The sequence below is a fragment of the Enterobacteriaceae bacterium ESL0689 genome (assembly GCA_029433525.1).
In the GTDB taxonomy this organism is placed as follows: domain Bacteria; phylum Pseudomonadota; class Gammaproteobacteria; order Enterobacterales; family Enterobacteriaceae; genus JAQTIF01.
The window spans coordinates 1,748,039-1,766,820 of sequence record JAQTIF010000001.1; the positions used below are offsets into that span (position 1 = coordinate 1,748,039).

General features: G+C 44.8%; 16 protein-coding genes and 5 tRNA genes. 11 read left to right on the forward strand and 10 right to left on the reverse strand.

Annotation, left to right across the window (positions count from 1 at the left end):
* Positions 1-72: 72 nt before the first annotated feature.
* Positions 73-148 (reverse strand) — tRNA-Asn (locus PT300_08410).
* Positions 149-554: 406 nt separating this feature from the next.
* Here PT300_08410 and PT300_08415 point away from each other — a divergent pair.
* From PT300_08415 to tcyJ, 5 genes are all read left to right on the forward strand, one after another.
* Positions 555-644, forward strand: a tRNA-Ser gene (locus PT300_08415).
* A gap of 482 nt (positions 645-1,126) precedes the next feature.
* Positions 1,127-2,398, forward strand: coding sequence for a haloacid dehalogenase-like hydrolase (locus tag PT300_08420; protein MDF7680613.1), 1,272 nt, complete (start codon positions 1,127-1,129; stop codon positions 2,396-2,398).
* A 212-nt stretch (positions 2,399-2,610) separates the two neighbouring features.
* A complete protein-coding gene (locus tag PT300_08425) occupies positions 2,611-3,093 on the forward strand; it encodes a very short patch repair endonuclease (GenBank protein MDF7680614.1) in 483 nt (160 codons plus the stop codon).
* Between the two features lie 238 nt (positions 3,094-3,331).
* Complete coding sequence (gene dsrB, locus PT300_08430) at positions 3,332-3,523, forward strand: protein DsrB (protein MDF7680615.1); 192 nt, start codon at positions 3,332-3,334, stop codon at positions 3,521-3,523.
* Positions 3,524-3,777: 254 nt separating this feature from the next.
* The gene (tcyJ, locus tag PT300_08435; GenBank protein MDF7680616.1) at positions 3,778-4,581 is read left to right on the forward strand and encodes a cystine ABC transporter substrate-binding protein; all 804 of its coding nucleotides are present in this window, start codon (positions 3,778-3,780) and stop codon (positions 4,579-4,581) included.
* 136 nt (positions 4,582-4,717) lie between these two features.
* Here tcyJ and PT300_08440 read toward each other — a convergent pair.
* The 6 genes from PT300_08440 to uvrY form a co-directional block, all read right to left on the reverse strand.
* Positions 4,718-4,804 (reverse strand) — tRNA-Leu (locus PT300_08440).
* Between the two features lie 13 nt (positions 4,805-4,817).
* Positions 4,818-4,891: transfer RNA gene (locus PT300_08445), tRNA-Cys, on the reverse strand.
* Between the two features lie 38 nt (positions 4,892-4,929).
* Positions 4,930-5,005, reverse strand: a tRNA-Gly gene (locus tag PT300_08450).
* 153 nt (positions 5,006-5,158) lie between these two features.
* Positions 5,159-5,707, reverse strand: a complete 549-nt coding sequence (gene pgsA / locus PT300_08455) for a CDP-diacylglycerol--glycerol-3-phosphate 3-phosphatidyltransferase (protein MDF7680617.1) — start codon at positions 5,705-5,707, stop codon at positions 5,159-5,161.
* A gap of 57 nt (positions 5,708-5,764) precedes the next feature.
* Positions 5,765-7,597, reverse strand: a complete 1,833-nt coding sequence (uvrC, locus tag PT300_08460; GenBank protein ID MDF7680618.1) for an excinuclease ABC subunit UvrC — start codon at positions 7,595-7,597, stop codon at positions 5,765-5,767.
* Positions 7,594-8,250, reverse strand: a complete 657-nt coding sequence (gene uvrY, locus PT300_08465) for a UvrY/SirA/GacA family response regulator transcription factor (GenBank protein ID MDF7680619.1) — start codon at positions 8,248-8,250, stop codon at positions 7,594-7,596. The genes uvrC and uvrY overlap by 4 nt, the downstream gene beginning before the upstream one ends.
* Before the next feature lie 402 nt (positions 8,251-8,652).
* Here uvrY and PT300_08470 point away from each other — a divergent pair, with 402 nt between their 5' ends.
* Positions 8,653-8,877 (forward strand): DUF2594 family protein, encoded by a 225-nt coding sequence (locus tag PT300_08470; GenBank protein MDF7680620.1) that lies wholly within the window; start codon positions 8,653-8,655, stop codon positions 8,875-8,877.
* Positions 8,878-8,988: 111 nt separating this feature from the next.
* Here PT300_08470 and yecC read toward each other — a convergent pair whose 3' ends face one another.
* Genes yecC through dcyD form a run of 3 tightly spaced genes read right to left on the reverse strand, consistent with a single transcriptional unit; the run spans position 8,989 to position 11,403 of the window.
* Entirely contained in the window at positions 8,989-9,738 is a 750-nt protein-coding gene (gene yecC / locus PT300_08475; GenBank protein ID MDF7680621.1) for an L-cystine ABC transporter ATP-binding protein YecC, read from the reverse strand.
* Positions 9,735-10,403: a cystine ABC transporter permease gene (gene tcyL, locus PT300_08480; GenBank protein MDF7680622.1), complete on the reverse strand. Its 669-nt coding sequence runs from the start codon at positions 10,401-10,403 to the stop codon at positions 9,735-9,737. The genes yecC and tcyL overlap by 4 nt, the downstream gene beginning before the upstream one ends.
* A gap of 13 nt (positions 10,404-10,416) precedes the next feature.
* Positions 10,417-11,403 (reverse strand): D-cysteine desulfhydrase, encoded by a 987-nt coding sequence (dcyD, locus tag PT300_08485; GenBank protein ID MDF7680623.1) that lies wholly within the window; start codon positions 11,401-11,403, stop codon positions 10,417-10,419.
* A gap of 1,279 nt (positions 11,404-12,682) precedes the next feature.
* Here dcyD and PT300_08490 point away from each other — a divergent pair.
* From PT300_08490 to PT300_08510, 5 genes are read left to right on the forward strand one after another with little or no spacing between them, the layout of a single operon-like run.
* The gene (locus PT300_08490; GenBank protein MDF7680624.1) at positions 12,683-13,240 is read left to right on the forward strand and encodes a fimbrial protein; all 558 of its coding nucleotides are present in this window, start codon (positions 12,683-12,685) and stop codon (positions 13,238-13,240) included.
* Between the two features lie 50 nt (positions 13,241-13,290).
* Positions 13,291-13,989 (forward strand): molecular chaperone, encoded by a 699-nt coding sequence (locus PT300_08495; GenBank protein MDF7680625.1) that lies wholly within the window; start codon positions 13,291-13,293, stop codon positions 13,987-13,989.
* A 58-nt stretch (positions 13,990-14,047) separates the two neighbouring features.
* A complete protein-coding gene (locus tag PT300_08500; protein MDF7680626.1) occupies positions 14,048-16,540 on the forward strand; it encodes a fimbrial biogenesis outer membrane usher protein in 2,493 nt (830 codons plus the stop codon).
* Positions 16,537-17,865: a fimbrial protein gene (locus PT300_08505; protein MDF7680627.1), complete on the forward strand. Its 1,329-nt coding sequence runs from the start codon at positions 16,537-16,539 to the stop codon at positions 17,863-17,865. The genes PT300_08500 and PT300_08505 overlap by 4 nt, the downstream gene beginning before the upstream one ends.
* Positions 17,862-18,569 carry a molecular chaperone gene (locus PT300_08510; protein MDF7680628.1) on the forward strand — a complete coding sequence of 236 codons (708 nt, stop codon included), beginning with the start codon at positions 17,862-17,864 and terminating at the stop codon, positions 18,567-18,569. Before PT300_08505 ends, PT300_08510 begins: the two co-directional genes overlap by 4 nt.
* The last annotated feature ends 213 nt before the right edge of the window (positions 18,570-18,782 follow it).

The window sequence follows — 18,782 nt, forward strand, 5'->3', positions numbered from 1 at the left end:
ACGACTGAAGAGGAATAACCCATTGACATAAATGCAAAAAGCAGACGTCAATGACGTCTGCTTTCTTTAATCTGGCTCCTCTGACTGGACTCGAACCAGTGACATACGGATTAACAGTCCGCCGTTCTACCGACTGAACTACAGAGGAATCGTTTCGACGAGGCGCATACTACTGGCCTTATAATTTTGTGTCAATACTAAAATTAACTTACTGATCTGAACGTTTAAAATTAAGCCATTTCGTTATTTTTATGTACTATTACCTGACGATGATGCTAAACACCTGGCCCAGTAAGCTATTTTAGTTGCCATTTTGGCCCTGGGCCGTACCCGAAATCCTCACGTATTACCTGTACGCTGCGGCTGTTCCGCGCTGCCCGTGCCCAGACTAGCTGCGCCAATAACGTCTGGTGATACAGCTATACGTGTATGGTGTTAACAGTTTATCAAGATCGGAAACGCGCATATTGCTCGTAAAATAATCATACGGAAAAAAATCAGTCATCAGGACTGTGAAGCTGCGAAAAAAACTGACATTATAGCAACCCTGTTACGGAGAGATGCCGGAGCGGCTGAACGGACCGGTCTCGAAAACCGGAGTAGGGGCAACTCTACCGGGGGTTCAAATCCCCCTCTCTCCGCCATTTAAAAACCTGTCCTACCCATTATGTTTAGTATTGGGGTCGTTAGCTGCTGTAAAGCTGATGAACCGTGGTTGTAGGTTGTATAAGGTTATTTCTAAAACAGTTACTAAGCGCCTCGCCCGTCATATCATTTTACTGGCCATTCTGGCCCTGGACCGTCCCCAAAATCCTTATCCACTGCATTACGCTGCGGTTTCTTCGTGCAGTCGGTGTCCAGATGGGCTGCGGCAATAACACCTGCTGGAATAGCGCTAATTTAAACGTCGGCGTAGAAAAATCACTCTTGTGATATAAATATGAGTTATTTAAATTTTTAGTTTAATATACTGAAATCGTGCCTGTTTATTAGAATATTATTCTAATGTTATCGCAAAGTAACAATTAAATAAAATCTGCCATTCATCACATTTCAGATAAATATATTGGTTTTTAAGATTTGATTTTTCTAGAATGCCAGTCTTTCAATAAAAAGGGTATTAACTATGAGAAAAGTAGCATTATGTGCTCTTGCCTTTTTATTCATTGGGGTGTATGGGAAAGTTGTGATCGCCAGTGAAAAAAGTCAGGAACAACAAACATCAGTCATATTAGCCGACGGGAACTGGGATAATTTTAACAAAAAGAAACTGGATAATTTTTTGCTTGAGGCACAAAATCGTCCTGAACACTCAAGCTATGCTATTTTTGATTTCGACAACACGACGGCTTTTCTTGATATAGAAGAGGCGATATTGGTTTACCAGCTTGAGAATCTTCGATTCTCTATGACCCCGGATGTATTCCGCACGGTAATTTATAAAGATATACCAAAAATCAGTTTTAAATCAAAATATAATAATCTTGAAAACCACGCTGTCAATATAGATGCAGTTGGCGCGGATATTCTTGATAGCTATACGTGGTTATATAATAATTATGAAGGCTTTCAGGGTGGACTCTCGTTGAGTGAAATAAAACAAACCGCCCATTATAAAAACTTTATTGTCAAGATGCGCTATTTGTATGATGCCATTGGAGGCTCTTTCGAGCATAGGGTATCCTATCCGTGGGTAACATATCTTTTCTGCGGCATGTCGAAAGACGAAGTGGCTAAGCTGGCTGAAGATACCATTCAGTGGCAAAGCCAGCAGCCGATTGAGAAGGTCGTATGGCAAAGTCCGGATAGTCTCGCGGGGCAGGCTGGTGTGGTGAAAACAGTATGGAAAAATGGTTTCAGACTAATCCCTGAAATGCAGGATCTGTATAAAAAACTACAACAAGCTGGTGTCGATGTGTATGTGGTTTCCGCTTCAGCATTAGATGTTATCAAGGCGATAATGATGCAGGAAAAATATGGTTTCTCTATCCCGGCTTCTCATATCTATGCGATGCATCCTTTGTATGATCAAGAGGGAAAATTGACTTCCAGTCTTGATTCTTTCTATCCCCAGACTCAGGGTAAGGGTAAAACAGAAACCATCAATAAATTTATCCGAATAAATTATAACAACAAAGGCCCCGGACTAGTTTGTGGTGATAGCGAAGGCGACCAGAATATGATGTCAGATTTTGATGATACCCGTCTGGTTTTGATTATAAATCGATTGCAGTCACCGCAAAGCATTATTGGTAAACTTTCCGCTCAGGCTGTTCATGATTATAAAAAGGATACGGCAAAAATATTGTTACAGGGACGTAATGAAAATAAAGGAGAGTTTTTACTGTCACAAGGGACTATTTTATCTGGCACTGACAAACCCGTTCTTTTGCCATAAATAAACAGTTTTATCTTTAATACCTGATTCACCAGGACTATTTTGCTGGTTATTTCAGAGCAGGGCAATTACTTATACGCCAGTTATCAGCTATGATTTATCTACCCTGCCTGTACACAGGGAATGCCAGTGATGTCAGTCCACAGTGTGAAAAATAGCGTATACTAACAGCCAGGCTCTAATTCACACCGATAATTTAAGACGCTGGAGTTATGATGGATGTCCATGACAATACCACTCGTAGTAAAAATATGCGTGCTATTGGCCATCGTGATACAGCGATTGAAAAACGTCTTGCAATGCTGCTCACGCAAGCCGGATTTTTGTTTACTACCCAGGAGAGTACGTTGCCTGGTCGCCCTGATTTTGTTGTACCACAGTACCGCTGTATCATTTTTGCCCACGGTTGCTTCTGGCATCATCACCATTGCTATTTATTTAAAGTGCCAGCAACCCGCACTCGTTTCTGGTTAGATAAAATCGGCAGTAATGTTATCCGCGATAATCGTAATATTGCATTATTACGGACGGCAGGGTGGCGGGTGCTGATCGTGTGGGAATGTGCATTACGTGGACGCCTTAAGCTCAGTGACAAGGCATTGGCTGAACGTCTGGAAGAATGGATTTGTAGTGGTGATGGCTGTGCGCAGATCGATACTCAGGGTATTGGCGAGTATCAGATAACGTCCTGTTAACTTTTGTCTGTTTAATCATTGGTATCGTGAATATAACTTGCCACGTAAGATAATTAAAAGTAATGTTTTATCTGCATCAGATCCCTGATGTAGTGATTTTCAAATGCTTTTTATATTTTCCCGGCGGGGTATCAGCCGGGATTTTTTTGGTCTGTGTGACGGCGATCCGGGCGTCACAGCCGGGGCTGTGCTGAAGCTGGTTTTGTTCTACACTGGCTGAAAAAAGAGGAGATAAGATATGCAGGTCAATGATCGCGTGACAGTGAAAACCGGTGATGGTCCACGCCGAATCGGTGTTGTGCTGGCGGTTGAGCCTTTTAATGAAGGGACGATGTACCTGGTTTCATTGCAGGACTATCCATTGGGGATCTGGTTTTTTAATGAAAAGAACCATCCGGATGGCATTTTTGTTGAGAAAGCAGAGTCATGAATTAACGATCAGTCGTGACCGCAGAGGTAACGCTTTTTGATGGCTATTGTGCTACCGAACGTGCCTGTCTGTTTCGTTGTTGCCAACTCAGCTTTTCAGTTATTTTGATAATATTTATCACTGTTATTATATTGTTAAATTTCATTAATGCCGTGCTATTTATAACAAATTTGCATAAGATGTAGTGTGTCGGTGTTAGTCAATATGACATAACTTGCTTATACTAAAGGGAAAATGTATCTTCTGGAGAATTTATGAAACTAAAATTTAGCCGTCATCAGCGACTACTATCAGGGGTTCTGGCGATAGTTCTGGCTGTTGGTATAAGTGCAAAAGCGTTGGCAGCAGATCATTTGCTGGATCAGATTAAAGAACGCGGTACGCTACGCATCGGTCTGGAAGGCACATATCCACCATTTAGCTATCAGGGTGATGATGGCAATCTGACTGGTTTTGAAGTCGATTTTGCCCGAATGCTGGCACAACGTTCTGGTGTAAAAGCCGATCTAAAACCGACAAAATGGGACGGTATGCTGGCTTCTCTCGATGCTAAGCGTGCTGATGTCATCATCAATCAAGTCACTATTTCTGAGCAACGTAAGAAAAAGTATGATTTTTCGCTGCCCTATACGGTATCGGGTATTCAGGCGCTGGTGAAAAAGGGCAACGAAGACACGATTAAAACAGTGGCTGATTTGAAAGGCAAAAAAGTGGGTGTAGGTCTGGGCACTAATTATGAAGAGTGGCTGCGTCAGAATGTTGAAGGGGTCGATATTCGTACTTATGATGATGATCCGACAAAATATCAGGATCTGCGCGTCGGCCGCATAGATGTCATTCTGGTTGATCGCCTGGCGGCGTTGGATCTGGTTAAAAAAACAGGTAATACACTGGCCGTCACTGGAGAGCCATTCTCCCGCCAGGAGTCTGCGGTGGCTTTACGTAAAGGCAATGAAGATCTATTAAAAGTGATAGACAGTGCGATTCTGGATATGCGAAAAGATGGTAGTCTGAAAGCCTTATCAGAAAAATGGTTTGGCGTGGATGTAACCGAATAACGATATCTGTGCGGGGGAAAGATAAAAAACGGATGTGCCCCTTTGGTTGTACAACTCAAATTTAACTCATAAAAAAACCGCCTGGACTGGCGGTTTTATAACACTGCTTCTCTTTGATTTTTTATCATCTTTTGTATGGTGCCCGGGGCGGGACTTGAACCCGCACAGCGCGAACGCCGAGGGATTTTAAATCCCTTGTGTCTACCGATTCCACCACCCGGGCCAGACATATAAACTGGAGGCGCGTTCCGGAGTCGAACCGGACTAGACGGATTTGCAATCCGCTACATAACCGCTTTGCTAACGCGCCTTAATACCTGAGTATCTGCAACAACTGACTACTTAAACTGGAGCGGGAAACGAGACTCGAACTCGCGACCCCGACCTTGGCAAGGTCGTGCTCTACCAACTGAGCTATTCCCGCAATAGTGATATAAATTCTACAATGACTTGAATTTACTATCGTATATCAAAACCGGCATCTTGTCCGATGCGGTGCATTCTACTGACCTGACGCAGTGAGTCAACGTTATTTTTTAAAATTCTGTACTGTTTGCTGAAATTTGCGCCGAAACGATCACTGCTCCAGCAAATCGCTACGTGCTGCATTGAGATATTGAAACATCGACCACAAGGTGAGCACTGCCGCGACGAGAAACAGCGTAATTCCGATCCATTCGACCCAGATATCAGGACGCCATAGCATCCATATCAGTGCTGTCATCTGTGCGGTGGTTTTGACTTTACCCACCCAGGAAACAGAGACACGGCTACGTTTGCCCAGTTCGGCCATCCATTCACGTAAGGCAGAAATAATGATCTCTCTGGCGATCATCGTGGCCGCCGGGAGGGTTACCCACCATGAATGATAATGTTCGGCAACCAGCACCATCGCGATAGCGACCATAACTTTATCTGCCACCGGATCAAGAAAAGCGCCAAAACGTGTGCTTTGATTCCAGCGGCGTGCCAGATAGCCATCAAACCAGTCAGTGATCGCGGCGATAAAAAAAATCAGCGCGCAGACGAAGGGTGCCCAGGAGAAGGGAAGATAAAATGCCAGCACGAAAAAAGGTATCAGGATGATACGAAAAAAAGTCAGCAATGTAGGGATATTTAATTGCATAATGACAGATAACGATTTTTGTTAGATATAAATAAGCTCTATGTTGCTACAGAGCCTCTAATGTTTCAATGAGTAGAAGATTTTTTCTGCAAGGCCGGTCGATATTCCTGGTACTTTGGCTATCTCTTCGATACTTGCATTCTGTAATCCCTGTAATCCACCCATATATTTTAATAGCATCTGACGGCGTTTGGGACCTATTCCGGTGATCGCCTCCAGCATGCTGGTATTTTTCACTTTTGCCCGTTTTTTACGATGTCCGCTAATGGCGTGATCATGCGATTCATCCCGAATATGCTGGATCACATGCAGTGCGGGTGAGTCGGAGGGGAGGCTAAAACCCTCGCCTTCGGGTTCAAAAAAGAGCGTTTCCAGCCCCGCTTTACGGTCGCTTCCTTTGGCCACACCTAATAAGAGGGGATGGTGTTTATTCCACGGGACATCAAGGGTCGCAAAGACGTTTTTTGCCTGTCTTAGCTGACCTTTGCCACCATCTATCAGAATGATATCAGGTATTTTGCTCTCTTCCAGCGCTTTACCGTAGCGGCGGCGCAATACCTGATCCATTGCGGCATAATCATCACCGGGTGTAATGCCAGTGATATTGTAGCGCCGGTATTCTGCCCGTAATGGTCCGTTATTATCGAAGACGACACAGGAAGCAACAGTCTGTTCACCCATTGTATGGCTGATATCGAAACACTCCATTCGCCTTATCGCTGGAAGCTTGAACAGGGTCGCTAGCGCTTGTAAACGTTGATGGATCGTCGATTGCTGAGAAAGCTTACTGCTCAGCGCTGTGGTGGCATTAGTCCGTGCCAGTTTGAGATAGCGAGCACGATCACCGCGTGGCTTCGTCTGGACGTTGATTCTGCGCCCTGCTATTGCGGAAAGCGAGTCGGCTAACAATGTTTTATCATCAAGATTAAAGTCGAGCAGGATTTCGCCAGGCAGGGTACGATTCTGGCTACCCTGCAGATAAAACTGGCCAACAAAGGTTTCGACCACTTCCCCCAGCGCTGTACCGCCTGGTATCTTCGGAAAATAACTGCGGCTGCCTAATACCTTACCCTGGCGAATGAACAGGACATGAACACAGGCCATTCCGGCATCGAATGCAACACCGATAACATCCAGATCCTCACCGGTGTTCGAGACGAATTGTTTTTCAGTAACCCGGCGAACCGCCTGAATTTGATCGCGAATATGCGCCGCTTCTTCAAATGCTAATGCCTGGCTGGCTTTCTCCATCCGGGCAATCAGTTGCGTCAGAACTTGATCATCTTTCCCCGAGAGGAAAAGACGGACATATTCCACTTGTTGTGCATACTCTTCTGCGCTGACCAGCCCTGCGACACAGGGGCCAAGACAACGGCCAATCTGGTATTGCAGGCAGGGGCGTGAACGATTGCGATAGACGTTATTTTCACACTGACGAACAGGAAAAATTTTCTGCAACAGCGCGAGCGTTTCCCGCACCGCGTAACCGTTAGGGAAGGGGCCGAAATATTCGCCTTTCGCATGTTTCGCACCACGGTGCATCGACAGTCTGGGATGAGGATCGCGACTCAGAAAGATATAAGGATAGGACTTATCATCACGTAGCAGGACGTTGTAGCGTGGCTGATATAACTTAATGTAGTTATGTTCAAGAAGCAGCGCTTCCGTTTCTGTGTGTGTGACAGTCACATCGATTTGTGCAATCTGAGCCACCAAGGCTTCCGTTTTGCGCGAAGCCAGATTCGGCCGGAAATAACTGCTTAGCCGCTTTTTCAGATCTTTTGCTTTGCCGACATAGATAACGGTATTTGTCGCATCATACATGCGATAAACGCCTGGCTGGTTGGTTATCGTTTTTAGAAAAGCTTTAGCATCAAAAATATGACTCACTGATTTGCCAGAGACTCCGTATTACACAGACCATGACGGATGGCCAGATGTGTCAATTCAACATCGCCATGAATGTTTAACTTGCTAAACATACGATACCGATAGCTGTTAACCGTTTTAGGGCTCAGATGTAACTGTTCAGATATTTCGTTGACTTTCTGACCTTTGGTAATCATCAGCATGATCTGCAGTTCACGATCAGACAGGCTGGCAAACGGTGAATGGCTTTTTTCGGGTTCAATCTGACTTAGTGCCATTTGTTGTGCGATATCGGAGGCAATATAACGTTGACCGGAGGCAACATAACGAATGGCATTGATGACTTCCTGTGGCGCAGCGCCCTTACTCAGATAGCCTGCAGCACCCGCCTGCATCACTTTTGCCGGCAAAGGGTTCTCAGTATGAATAGTGAGCATGATCACTTTGGTATCGGTAAAAAAACGGACAATTTTCCGTGTCGCTTCCAGACCACCAATACCCGGCATATTCATATCCATCAGGACAACATCAACAGGATGAGTGCGGCACCACTTTACGGCATCTTCACCACAACAGGATTCGCCGACAACCTTAATTCCTTTTATATCTTCCAGAATACGGCGTATCCCTGCGCGTACAAGCTCATGGTCGTCGACAAGAAGAACATTAATCAAAGGAATAATCTCCACAGTAAACTACCGTATAACTAATACCTTATCTTATACATATTATCGGGATTTATTGCCACATTAAAAAACAAAATAATGTCTGGCAAAAGGCATCATTTTCGCGATCTCAATTTGTGTATGTGATGATAACAGTTTTATATATAACAATAAGTTGTATCATGACTATGTTCCAGTATAGGTTCAGAATATTTTTTATTGTTCGGGCCGTTTTTAGCACACAAGTGAGATGTTTTTTAACCAAAAAATGCAAAAATAATATCATTTTATTAAAAATTATTTGTTGTTTTGTTAATAAATCAGGCGATTCTTTTTGTCATTGATTATGATATGCTGCGCCACCTGGGCAGTACATGTTACGTAAAGTGGCAATAGCAAACGAGGATATCCATGAGTATGCCAGATTTTTCCAGCGCAGAAAGTCATCAAAAATTGACCCAGCAGGTGGCTTGTCTGCAAGCACTGATCACACTGATACTTCAGGCAATGGGGCAGGCTGATGCCGGGCGGGTCATCCTTAAAATGGAAAAACAGATCGCTCAAATGGATGATGAGGCTCAGGCGGCGATATTTACCGATATGGTTAAGCAAATTAAACACGATTACCGTCAGTAAATTTATCGGCGATGGGCAATATCTGCTCAGATTGGCCCTGGTAGTGACATCGCGGGCAGCAAAAAGACAGTTCCCTTGCGACAGGGAACTGTTTTGCTGATCTGAGCGGGATTATGACACCAGGAACTTTTCCAGAAACTGACGTGTCCGCAGTTGTTGCGGATGAGCAAAAAGCGTTTTGGCCTCACCTTGTTCAATAATACGTCCCTGATCCATAAAGATAACGCGGTCTGCGACATCGCGAGCGAAACTCATTTCATGGGTGACAATCAGCATCGTGCGCTTCTCCTCGGCTAACTGACGAATGGTGCTCAGTACCTCTCCTACCAGCTCCGGGTCCAGTGCGGATGTCGGCTCATCAAACAGGATAATATCCGGACGCATGGCCAGCGCGCGGGCGATCGCCACCCGCTGTTGCTGACCACCGGAAAGACGGCGAGGATAGCTGTTTTCCTTACCGCTCAGCCCGACTTTGGCCAGTAATTCTCTGGCACGAATTATCGCTTCGTTTTTATCTTCCCCTTTAACAATCACCGGGCCCTCTATAATGTTTTCCACCACGGTACGATGTGGAAACAAATTGAAATTCTGGAAGACAAATCCGACATGCTGGCGTAAATGGCGGATCAGCTTTTTTTGCTGGCCGATGTGAGCAATATCGATAGTGATATCAGCGACCTGAATCGTGCCACTCTCCGGCGACTCCAGCAGATTAATGCTGCGCAAAAGCGTTGTTTTACCAGAACCGCTGGGGCCGATAATCGCGACGATTTCGCCTTTTTTCACACTAAGATCGATGCCATGCAGCACTGTCTGGCCATGAAAATTTTTTACCAGACCTTTTATGTCAATCGCATTCATTTAGCATCTCGCTCCTGGCTATTCAGTTTGTTTTCACAATAGTTCTGCAATGCAGAGAGTAGTGTCGCCATGACCCAGTAAATCAACGAAGCGGCCAGATACATGGTAAATACTTCGAGGGTTCGTGAAGTAATCAGCTGGGCCTGACGGAATAACTCAGGCACCTGAATCGTTGCCGCCAGAGAAGTATCTTTAATCAGGCTAATAAAACTATTGGAGAGTGGAGGTAATGCGATACGCGCCGCCTGGGGCAGGATGGCGCGATGTAATGTTTGCCAGGGGGTCATGCCAATACTGGCGGCGGCCTCCCATTGCCCTTTATCAATCGCGGCAATGGCGGCACGCAGCGTTTCTGCGGTATAAGCGGCCGTATTCAGCGACAGACCAATCATGGCGGCGGGGATGGGGTCCAGCTCAATATTAAACTGTGGCAGGCCGTAGTAAATCATAAATAACTGGGCGATCAGGGGGGTGCCGCGAAAGACAGAGATATACATCCTTGCCAGCCATTTGACTGGCCAGTGGGATGACATACGCATCAGGGCCAGAATAAAACCCAGTATCAGGCCAAAAAACATGCCACCGATGCTGAGTTGTAATGTGAACATAGCACCTTTGAATAAAGAGGGTGCCGATTCGATAATCAGTTGGATACTCTGTTGCATTCTCTGTTCTGCTTTATATATGAGGATGATAAGCAAATAACGCGGGTGCGCCACCGGTATGAATAAATAAAATGGGGCCTTGATCCTTAAAGCGTTGCTGATTAATGCCATCAATCAGCCCGGCCATCGCTTTTCCGGTATACACCGGATCCAGCAGAATGCCTTCCAGTTGTGCCACTAATTTTAGCGCAGCGGTTCCGGCATCATTGGGTACACCATAAGCGGGGGCAAAATAGTCATCCCATAACTGAATGTCAGCGGTTGCTGACAGATCAAGCATCTCTGCTATCGCTTGCTGCAGGGTGACCACTTTGGGTAACTGGTCGGCAACGGTTCGTGAGACAGTGACGCCGATAACATCCGTTTCTGGCATCAGTTGTTCCAGACCTACCGCGAGCCCTGCATGTGTGCCCGCACTGCCGGATGCGACGACGACGGCGGAAAACGGTGTCATCCCGGCACATTGTTGCGCGATCTCCAGCGTACTTTCAACATAGCCTAAGGCGCCGAGGGCACTGGAGCCGCCAACCGGGATAATATAGGGGCGATAGCCTTGCGCTTCAATACGTATTGCCAGCTCCTGCAGTTGGCTGTCAGGGCAGGTCAGGGCATCGCATATTTCAACCTCGGTGTTAAACAGATCCAGCAGTAACCGATTACCGTTAGTCAGATAGTTGGCGGCATGAGTCGCTGTCGGATTTTCCAGTAATGCGACACAATGCAGCCCCAGTTTCGCCGCGACGGCAGCTGTTTGCCGGACATGGTTTGACTGAATCGCCCCCGCAGTGATAAGCGTATCTGCGCCTTTATTTAAGGCATCTGCGGCAAGAAATGCCAGCTTGCGGAGTTTGTTTCCGCCCATGGCCAGCGGCGTTAAATCATCACGTTTAATAAAAATCTCACGTTTCAGATGGCTGGACAGACGTGGCAGATACTCCAGTGGTGTTGGTGCCCCCGTTAATGACAGACGCGGGAAGCGTGCTAAATTTTTCAGTGACATAGTCTCTCCTGACCGAATATTTTTATTATGCACACTCTGACAGAATAAAGGTAAAAATTCTCGATACAAAGTCCCCACTCTACCTTCAGAACAGCTATTTTTGCTACTGCATTTGCGGTGCTGGCAGCGATTAATTGGCTCAGATCGTGGTCATCGCTAAGGATTTTCCTGCAATGCAGCGCAGCATTGCTATCTATCAGGCATAGCGGAAGACGGCATGCTGAAAAATTTTTAATCAACGACTGTTTCTCCGGTGACTGGCAAAAGCGGGTCGTTTTACTCATGCCACTGGAAAGCAAGCAGATGCAATGAGCGGTTTCATCAGGCTATTTTACTGGCCCTTTTGCTCCTCATCAGTGCCCTGAACCCTCACATACGAACTGTACGCTGCGGTTTTTCCATGCTATCGGTGTTCAGACTGGCTGCGCCAATAACCAGGTGGGCCAGGTTCTTATTCTGCAAAGATATTTAGATAAACTTATTCGAAGTTTGTTATCTATTTAAACAAACCTAAAAGGAATGAAATCTCCCTGATAACTTCATGGAAATACTGACACCAGCAAAAAATCAACTGAAAATCCTGCCGATAAAATTCTGTGTCTTAACTTTTTAATCAAATCAGCTGAAAACGCGGGTCATTATATCAATTATCATCATCATATCAGTAATATAGATCGTCAGATTTCACCATGAGAAAATGGTTATAAATAAGATGAAATTTAAATCAGGGCTGCTCAGATAAATTTAATGGTATTGATTGAGATCAACTGACTATCTTTTTTTTAACTTTTTTAATCTTCTATACAATGTTAAAAAATAAAACTAAGATAGCTTAATAATCAACATTAACAATTGGTTACAATCAATATTTCATATTTAATAAGGATTTTATTCTACCCTGCGACCCTATATTACAAGCCCGTCATGGTATACCAGGTATTGATATCTTATTTAGAACGTGTATATCATTACAGGCAGGATATTGAGCTGATGTGATTTTTTTCTGGTCTTTCTGGAACATGATAGTAAATATGTGACAGTAGCTAGCTGATAAATATACTTAATGTGTGGGTGATACTTTGAGGGATATGAAATGGTTATCTGCTGTTATCCCTTTGATTTAACATTGAGTATTTTTAATAATCAGATCGATATTCTAAAGCCTGGATTTACCTGTCTAAATGCTTACTTTTCTGTAAGCCGTGTCATCCATATATGCGAATAACTCGTCATATTGTGTTATGCGTATAGCGTTTAATGAAGAGAGAGAAAATTAAGTATGAACAGTAAATTGACAAAGATGTTCGCCATAACTGCAATGGCCGCACTACCATATTCGGTCATGGCAACCCCAACCATCACTTTTGAGGGGGAAGTCACCTCTCAAACTTGTGCAGTACAGATTAACGGTCAAGATAATTATACCTCGATCCTATTGCCTACAGTGGCGATGAGTGATTTTGGATCGCCACTTGCAGCGGGTCAGACTGCTGGGCTGACTCCGTTCACTATTTCAGTCACGGGTTGCACAGCGGCATCAACCAGTCTGGCTATTAAAACCAAGTTCAATGGTCATAATGTGGATTCGACATTAGGTGTTCTCGGTAACACAAGAACCGGAAGCGACGCCGCCAGCGGATTTGCGCTCCAGTTACTTTCGGGTACCAGTGGTTCGGTGGTGCATTTAAATGGTATCACTGAGGTTGCTGGTCTGGTATTACCTGCAAACCAAACCTCTGCCAGCCATGAATTTGCTGTGCAGTATTATTCTTTAGGTACCAACGGTACTACAGGGAAAATTACGGCTGTTACTGAATATGCGGTAAGTTATCTGTAATATTAAACTGGCTGTATTAATTACAGCCAGTTTTATTCCGGTAGAGAACAATGAAATATAATTTTTTATGGTTTTTTTTTATTGCCGTTGTGACCGATATGGCTAATGCAAGCGTGGTGATGACCGGAACAAGAGTTATTTTTCCATCATCGGTCATGGAAAAAACTATCCAGTTGAAAAATCCGGACCCACAACCTTATGTCGTCCAGTTACAGATGACCGATGAGAATGGTAAAGCAGATAAAAATTCAATATTCTCTCCGCTACCGCCGGTATTCCGTATGGAACCCAATACCGGGCAGTCAGTGAGGTTAATTTTCACCGGCAGAGGGCTTCCTGAGGATAAAGAATCTGTTTTCTATTTTGATTTCACTCAGTTGCCTGCTCTGCAAAAAGATCAAAAAGATCAAAATCAACTGGTCATTGCGGTCCGTAACAGAGTAAAAATATTTTATCGTCCGGTTTCGCTTGAAGGAATGCAGGATGATGCTTATCAGGCGTTGAATTTCAGTGTCGTCAATGGAAAATTCAATGTCGACAATCCGACCGGTTTTTATATGTCGATAAGAGAAGCTAAATTATCAATAAATGGTCAAAGCATAAAGCTTGCTGACAGTGTTATGCTTTCTCCTAAATCAAAAACATTATGGCCGTTATCTGAAAAAATTACGATATTAACTGGCGCTCGATTGCAATTGATATTGGTGAATGACTATGGCGGTGACATCAAAAGAGAAAGAGTTTTATGAAGAACCCGTACTAGTATCAGAAAGATTATATATACGATGTTTTATCCTGTTTATTCTGGTGTTGAATCCAGTCATCTGTGTTCTTGCCAATGAAGAGAGCAAGAAGTTATCGGATAAGGATCATGATTATATTTTTGATCCCTCACTGTTTAAAGGCGGTGATTTTGATCAATCGGTGCTTGAGAAACTGACTCATCCGGATGCTATTGCGCCTGGTGAGTATAAATTAGATGTTTATGTTAACCAGGTTTTTATTGGTAACTACACGATTGCTTTCGTTGATGATAATGACAAGGTGATTCCCTGTTTTAGTGCGGGATTAATTCGTGATATTGATTTCAAAGAAACCAACATCACCACTGAGGGGAGTGAGAAGAAATGTTATTTTATGTCTGCCATATCACCACAGGCGCGGTTGAAAACGGATTTGTCCATCTTTAAGCTGTCGATTATCGTTCCGCAGGCACTGTTAAAAAACAAACCACAGGGGTATGTTAATCCTGATAATTATGATACCGGTGCGAATATAGGATTCATTAATTACATTACAAACTATTATCATGTATCCTATTCAGGTAATAATATCAGTGATCAGAACTCGGCGTGGCTCTCGATTAATGGCGGGTTAAATATTGCTACCTGGCAATACCGGCAGTTAAGTACGGCCACATGGCGTGAGAAAAATGGTCATAACTGGGATAATATCAGAAGCTATGTGCAACGCCCCATCCCGATGATAAACAGTCAGTTTATGGCTGGTCAGCTGATTACCAATGGTCGTTTCTTTTCAGGGATGAATTATAATGGCGTTAATTTGTCCACGGCAGATGCGATGCTTCCTGAGTCGATGCGTGGTTATGCTCCGATTGTCAGAGGAATAGCAACCAGTAATGCCAGGGTCACCATCAGTCAAAATGGACAAAATATATATCAAACCACAGTACCGCCCGGTGCATTTGAAATTAACGACCTGTATCCGACAAGCAATAGCGGTGATTTGCAGATTCAGGTGACGGAGGCGGATGGTACAGTAAAAACATTTATGGTGCCGTTTTCTGCGGTTCTTGAATCGATGCGACCCGGCGTATCTCATTATGACCTGACAACAGGTCGTACCCGCAATACGCGAAAAAAAATAACCTTTGCCGATGGTATTTATCAACGCGGTCTGACTAACGCCATCACAGCGAATAGCGGCATTCGTATTGCACAGGATTATTTTGCGGCGGTATTAGGATCAGTATATACCAGCCGCATAGGGGCAGTGGGGATGGATGCCACGTTTTCTCACGCAAAAATATTGCAAAATCGTCATGAAGGATGGATGGGACACCTCTCATGGAGTAAATCATTTCAGCCTACCGGAACGACGGTTTCGCTTGCTGGTTATCGTTATTCAACCAGCGGATACCGTGAGCTGACTGATATTGCCGGAGCGCGTGATAACGATCCAGAAAGCCTTAACTGGATGAGCTATGCCAACTCACAGCGTTCACGTTTTGACATCACGGTGAGCCAGAACATGCAGGAGTTCGGTAATCTTTTTATTACCGGCGCAACACAGAATTATCGTAACGGACGTTCAAGGGATACGCAGTTACAGTTTGGTTACAACCAGAGTTTTGCTTACGATATTAATATGAACTTATCGGTGACGCGGCAACGTACAGGAAGTTCTTATGATAGCGGGACAATGGAAACAGCCACCGCGCTGGCATTTTCTATCCCCTTATTTACCAGCAACCCACGCGGAGTCAACCTGAGCACTTCTTATAACCATAGTAGTAACGGGGGTGACCAGTATCAGCTGACAGCTTCGGGTATGATCGATGAAGCGCAGACAGCCAGTTATAACCTTAGCGCCATGCGCGATCAGGAATATAACCAGACGGTTTTTAGTGCCAATCTTCAGCAGCGTCTGTCCCGAGTCACACTGGGTCTTAATGCATCCAGCGGTAAGAATTACTGGCAGGCCAGCGGCAATGCGCAAGGCGCACTTGCTGTTCATTCAGGCGGCGTGACCTTCGGGCCTTACCTGGGCGATACTTTTGCGCTGGTTGAAGCGCAGGGCGCCGCAGGGGCAAAACTTTTTAACTCCACGCAAACAACCATTGACAGCAGAGGTTATGCGCTGATTCCCACAGTAACGGCATATCGTTACAACAATGTTTCGCTTGATCCACAAGGTATTGAGGGTAATGCGGAAGTGCTGGATAGCCAGAAACGGGTTGCACCTGTTGCCGGAGCGGGCGTTAAAGTTAAATTCCGTACCCGGTCAGGCGCTGCCTTGCTGATAAAAACCCTGATGAAAAATGGGAGTAGTCTTCCTATGGGCGCCGAAGTTTACAACGCTAAAAATGAAGTCGTCGGTATTACCGGCCAGGGGGGGCAGGTCTATGTCCGCGTCGAGCAAACAAAAGGAAAACTATGGGTTCGTCATGGGCATAATCAGTGTGTGATCCCTTATGATTTGACTAATAAGGATACTAAATCCCCGCTGATTAATCTGACTTTAGATTGTATCGATCCGAAAAGTGAGAATGCGCAATGAGTCACTATTTCTCTTTATTAAAACGTCTGTCTGCGCTGGTATTATGCGGGCTTTCATCCCCCTTATGGGCCACCTGTACCTCATCAGGCGTCAGCCAGACAGAGGATGGCCGATCAGCATTAATTCCGTTTGGTAAAGTCAATTTATTCGATACTCATTTTTTGCCGGTTGGTGCTCTTATCAGTAGCGTGGTGGTACCGCCCACCAATTATACTTATGGCGGCGCGACAGCCTCGAGTGTATTATGGACATGTGACAGCACCGATCTGCCTGATATCTATTTTCTGGTTGCGACCAATGGTGACGATCGGGTGGGGGGCTATTATGATCTTGGCGCAGCCGACGGGAACCCTGATGTTTACGCAACCTATTTCGCATACGTTGGGTTGAAACAAACCATGGACAGCGTTGTTATCAGCCGAAACTGGAAAAAAGTACCCGTGAGGAGTTACGCCACATCGGGGACTAAAATTCAGATCAGATTACAGGATATCCCCCCGCTTCAGGCTGAATTATATCGGGTATCGACTTTACCGGGTACCAGTGCTGCCTCAAGTTATTGTGGTAATAATAATAATGCCGGTTCCGGTATTGTCTATGGCACCACCACCGGTGCGGGTTATAGTTGTGCTCAACCGAATGCCTATATACAACTGGTTGGCCCCGGCCTGACTCATGATCAAGCGGGGGAAGATAGTAAGGATAACTTTTCTTTTTGGGGGGCGGATAATGGCTTTGGGTATGGGATGCGTTCAGTCAATCGCCTGTATAACACGCCTACTTGTGTGGCAAAAAGCGCTACCTCGCTTGTATTACTGCCCACTATTTCGATTAATGATTTAAATAATGGACAAACCAGCACCGCCTCCTTTTCTGTTAGCGTTGAGTGCAGTAATAATGTAGCTTCGGGCACGGCAAGTTCTCAGACCGCGCTAGGTTTTCAGGTTTCTGCTGGTGCCTACAGTGCAGCCCAGACATTAGGACTCGTGAATAACAGTGGTGGGGTGAGTATGCTATTGTCCGATAATTATAATGCTTCAACGGCAGCGCATGGTGTAGGAATAAACATTGCCTATAGCAATGCGCCAGCGACGCCTTTGACCTTCATTGGTCAGTTCGGAACCAATCCTTTGAACAGCGCTTATATGGGCCGTGCGGCGGGCTGGTATCCGGTACTGGAGAATGCCGAAGCAGCGGCCAGCACAGTTGCGGGCTATACCGATTATAATTACCATTTTATTGCATCACTGAAAAAAATAGAGGGGCAGACAGTCACCGCCGGTAAAGTTCGTTCTACCGTCACCGTACTGGTAAAAGTACAATGAGCGTAGCACGATATCTTCTGGCGGTTTTAGGTATTTTGTCGATCAGTGCTCATGGCGGAATCATGCCCTCCCGGTCACGAATTATATACAGTTCTGACAATAAAGATGCGAGCATCATGCTGGTTAATACCAATGATTATCCGGTGGTTGTACAGACCTGGATTGATAATGGCGAGGGCTCGCCTGATATACAGGATATGCCTTTTGTCAGTATTCCACCGCTGTTTTATCTTGAGCCCGCTGCCATCAAGGCGGTTCGGGTGTTATACAATAAGGCAGCACTCCCGCAGGATAAAGAGTCTCTTTTCTGGTTTAATATGTATGAAATACCCCCTGAGCATAAGGAACTGACAGCGGATAACAGTGTTCTGGTGACCATGAATACACAGATTAAATTATTTTATCGCCCCCACGGCCTAACCATGACTTCTGATCAGGCAATACAGAAAATCGTGTGCAGCTTATACGATAAGGCGTCTGTTTCGTGTTATAACCCGACCCCTGTTCATATTTCAGTTACCGATGTTCAGCTCTGGCTGTCCGAAGCGGCTTCAGTTAAAGCAACGAATGAAGAGTATCTCATCAAGCCATTTGGTAAAAATCTTTACCATTTTAAAGATGCCGTAGCACCGTTGAAAATGGCACTGCAATATATTGACGATGCAGGCAATACATCCGAGCATGTTATCACTTTAAAAAAGTGATAGTTTTTGTTTTATATGTATTAGTTGCGACTTAAGCTGACACTAAGCCTTGAAAGGTTGAGAGTTACCAGTTTTGATATGGGCGTTTAATTTTTAAACAAAATCTGAGGTAACTCTCGTGATTCATACTACCAATCCTGCCATCAAACACAAAACCAGCTTGCTCAATCTGTCTGAAGAACTCAGTAACGTATCGAAAACCTGAAAAATCAT

Excerpts from the sequence above, each read along its gene's own strand:
- PT300_08420 (MDF7680613.1), top strand. The coding sequence starts at position 1,127 with ATGAGAAAAGTAGCATTATGTGCTCTTGCCTTTTTATTCATTGGGGTG.
- PT300_08425 (MDF7680614.1), top strand. The coding sequence starts at position 2,611 with ATGATGGATGTCCATGACAATACCACTCGTAGTAAAAATATGCGTGCT.
- dsrB (MDF7680615.1), top strand. The coding sequence starts at position 3,332 with ATGCAGGTCAATGATCGCGTGACAGTGAAAACCGGTGATGGTCCACGC.
- tcyJ (MDF7680616.1), top strand. The coding sequence starts at position 3,778 with ATGAAACTAAAATTTAGCCGTCATCAGCGACTACTATCAGGGGTTCTG.
- pgsA (MDF7680617.1), bottom strand. The coding sequence starts at position 5,707 with ATGCAATTAAATATCCCTACATTGCTGACTTTTTTTCGTATCATCCTG.
- PT300_08470 (MDF7680620.1), top strand. The coding sequence starts at position 8,653 with ATGAGTATGCCAGATTTTTCCAGCGCAGAAAGTCATCAAAAATTGACC.
- yecC (MDF7680621.1), bottom strand. The coding sequence starts at position 9,738 with ATGAATGCGATTGACATAAAAGGTCTGGTAAAAAATTTTCATGGCCAG.
- tcyL (MDF7680622.1), bottom strand. The coding sequence starts at position 10,403 with ATGCAACAGAGTATCCAACTGATTATCGAATCGGCACCCTCTTTATTC.
- dcyD (MDF7680623.1), bottom strand. The coding sequence starts at position 11,403 with ATGTCACTGAAAAATTTAGCACGCTTCCCGCGTCTGTCATTAACGGGG.
- PT300_08490 (MDF7680624.1), top strand. The coding sequence starts at position 12,683 with ATGAACAGTAAATTGACAAAGATGTTCGCCATAACTGCAATGGCCGCA.
- PT300_08495 (MDF7680625.1), top strand. The coding sequence starts at position 13,291 with ATGAAATATAATTTTTTATGGTTTTTTTTTATTGCCGTTGTGACCGAT.
- PT300_08505 (MDF7680627.1), top strand. The coding sequence starts at position 16,537 with ATGAGTCACTATTTCTCTTTATTAAAACGTCTGTCTGCGCTGGTATTA.
- PT300_08510 (MDF7680628.1), top strand. The coding sequence starts at position 17,862 with ATGAGCGTAGCACGATATCTTCTGGCGGTTTTAGGTATTTTGTCGATC.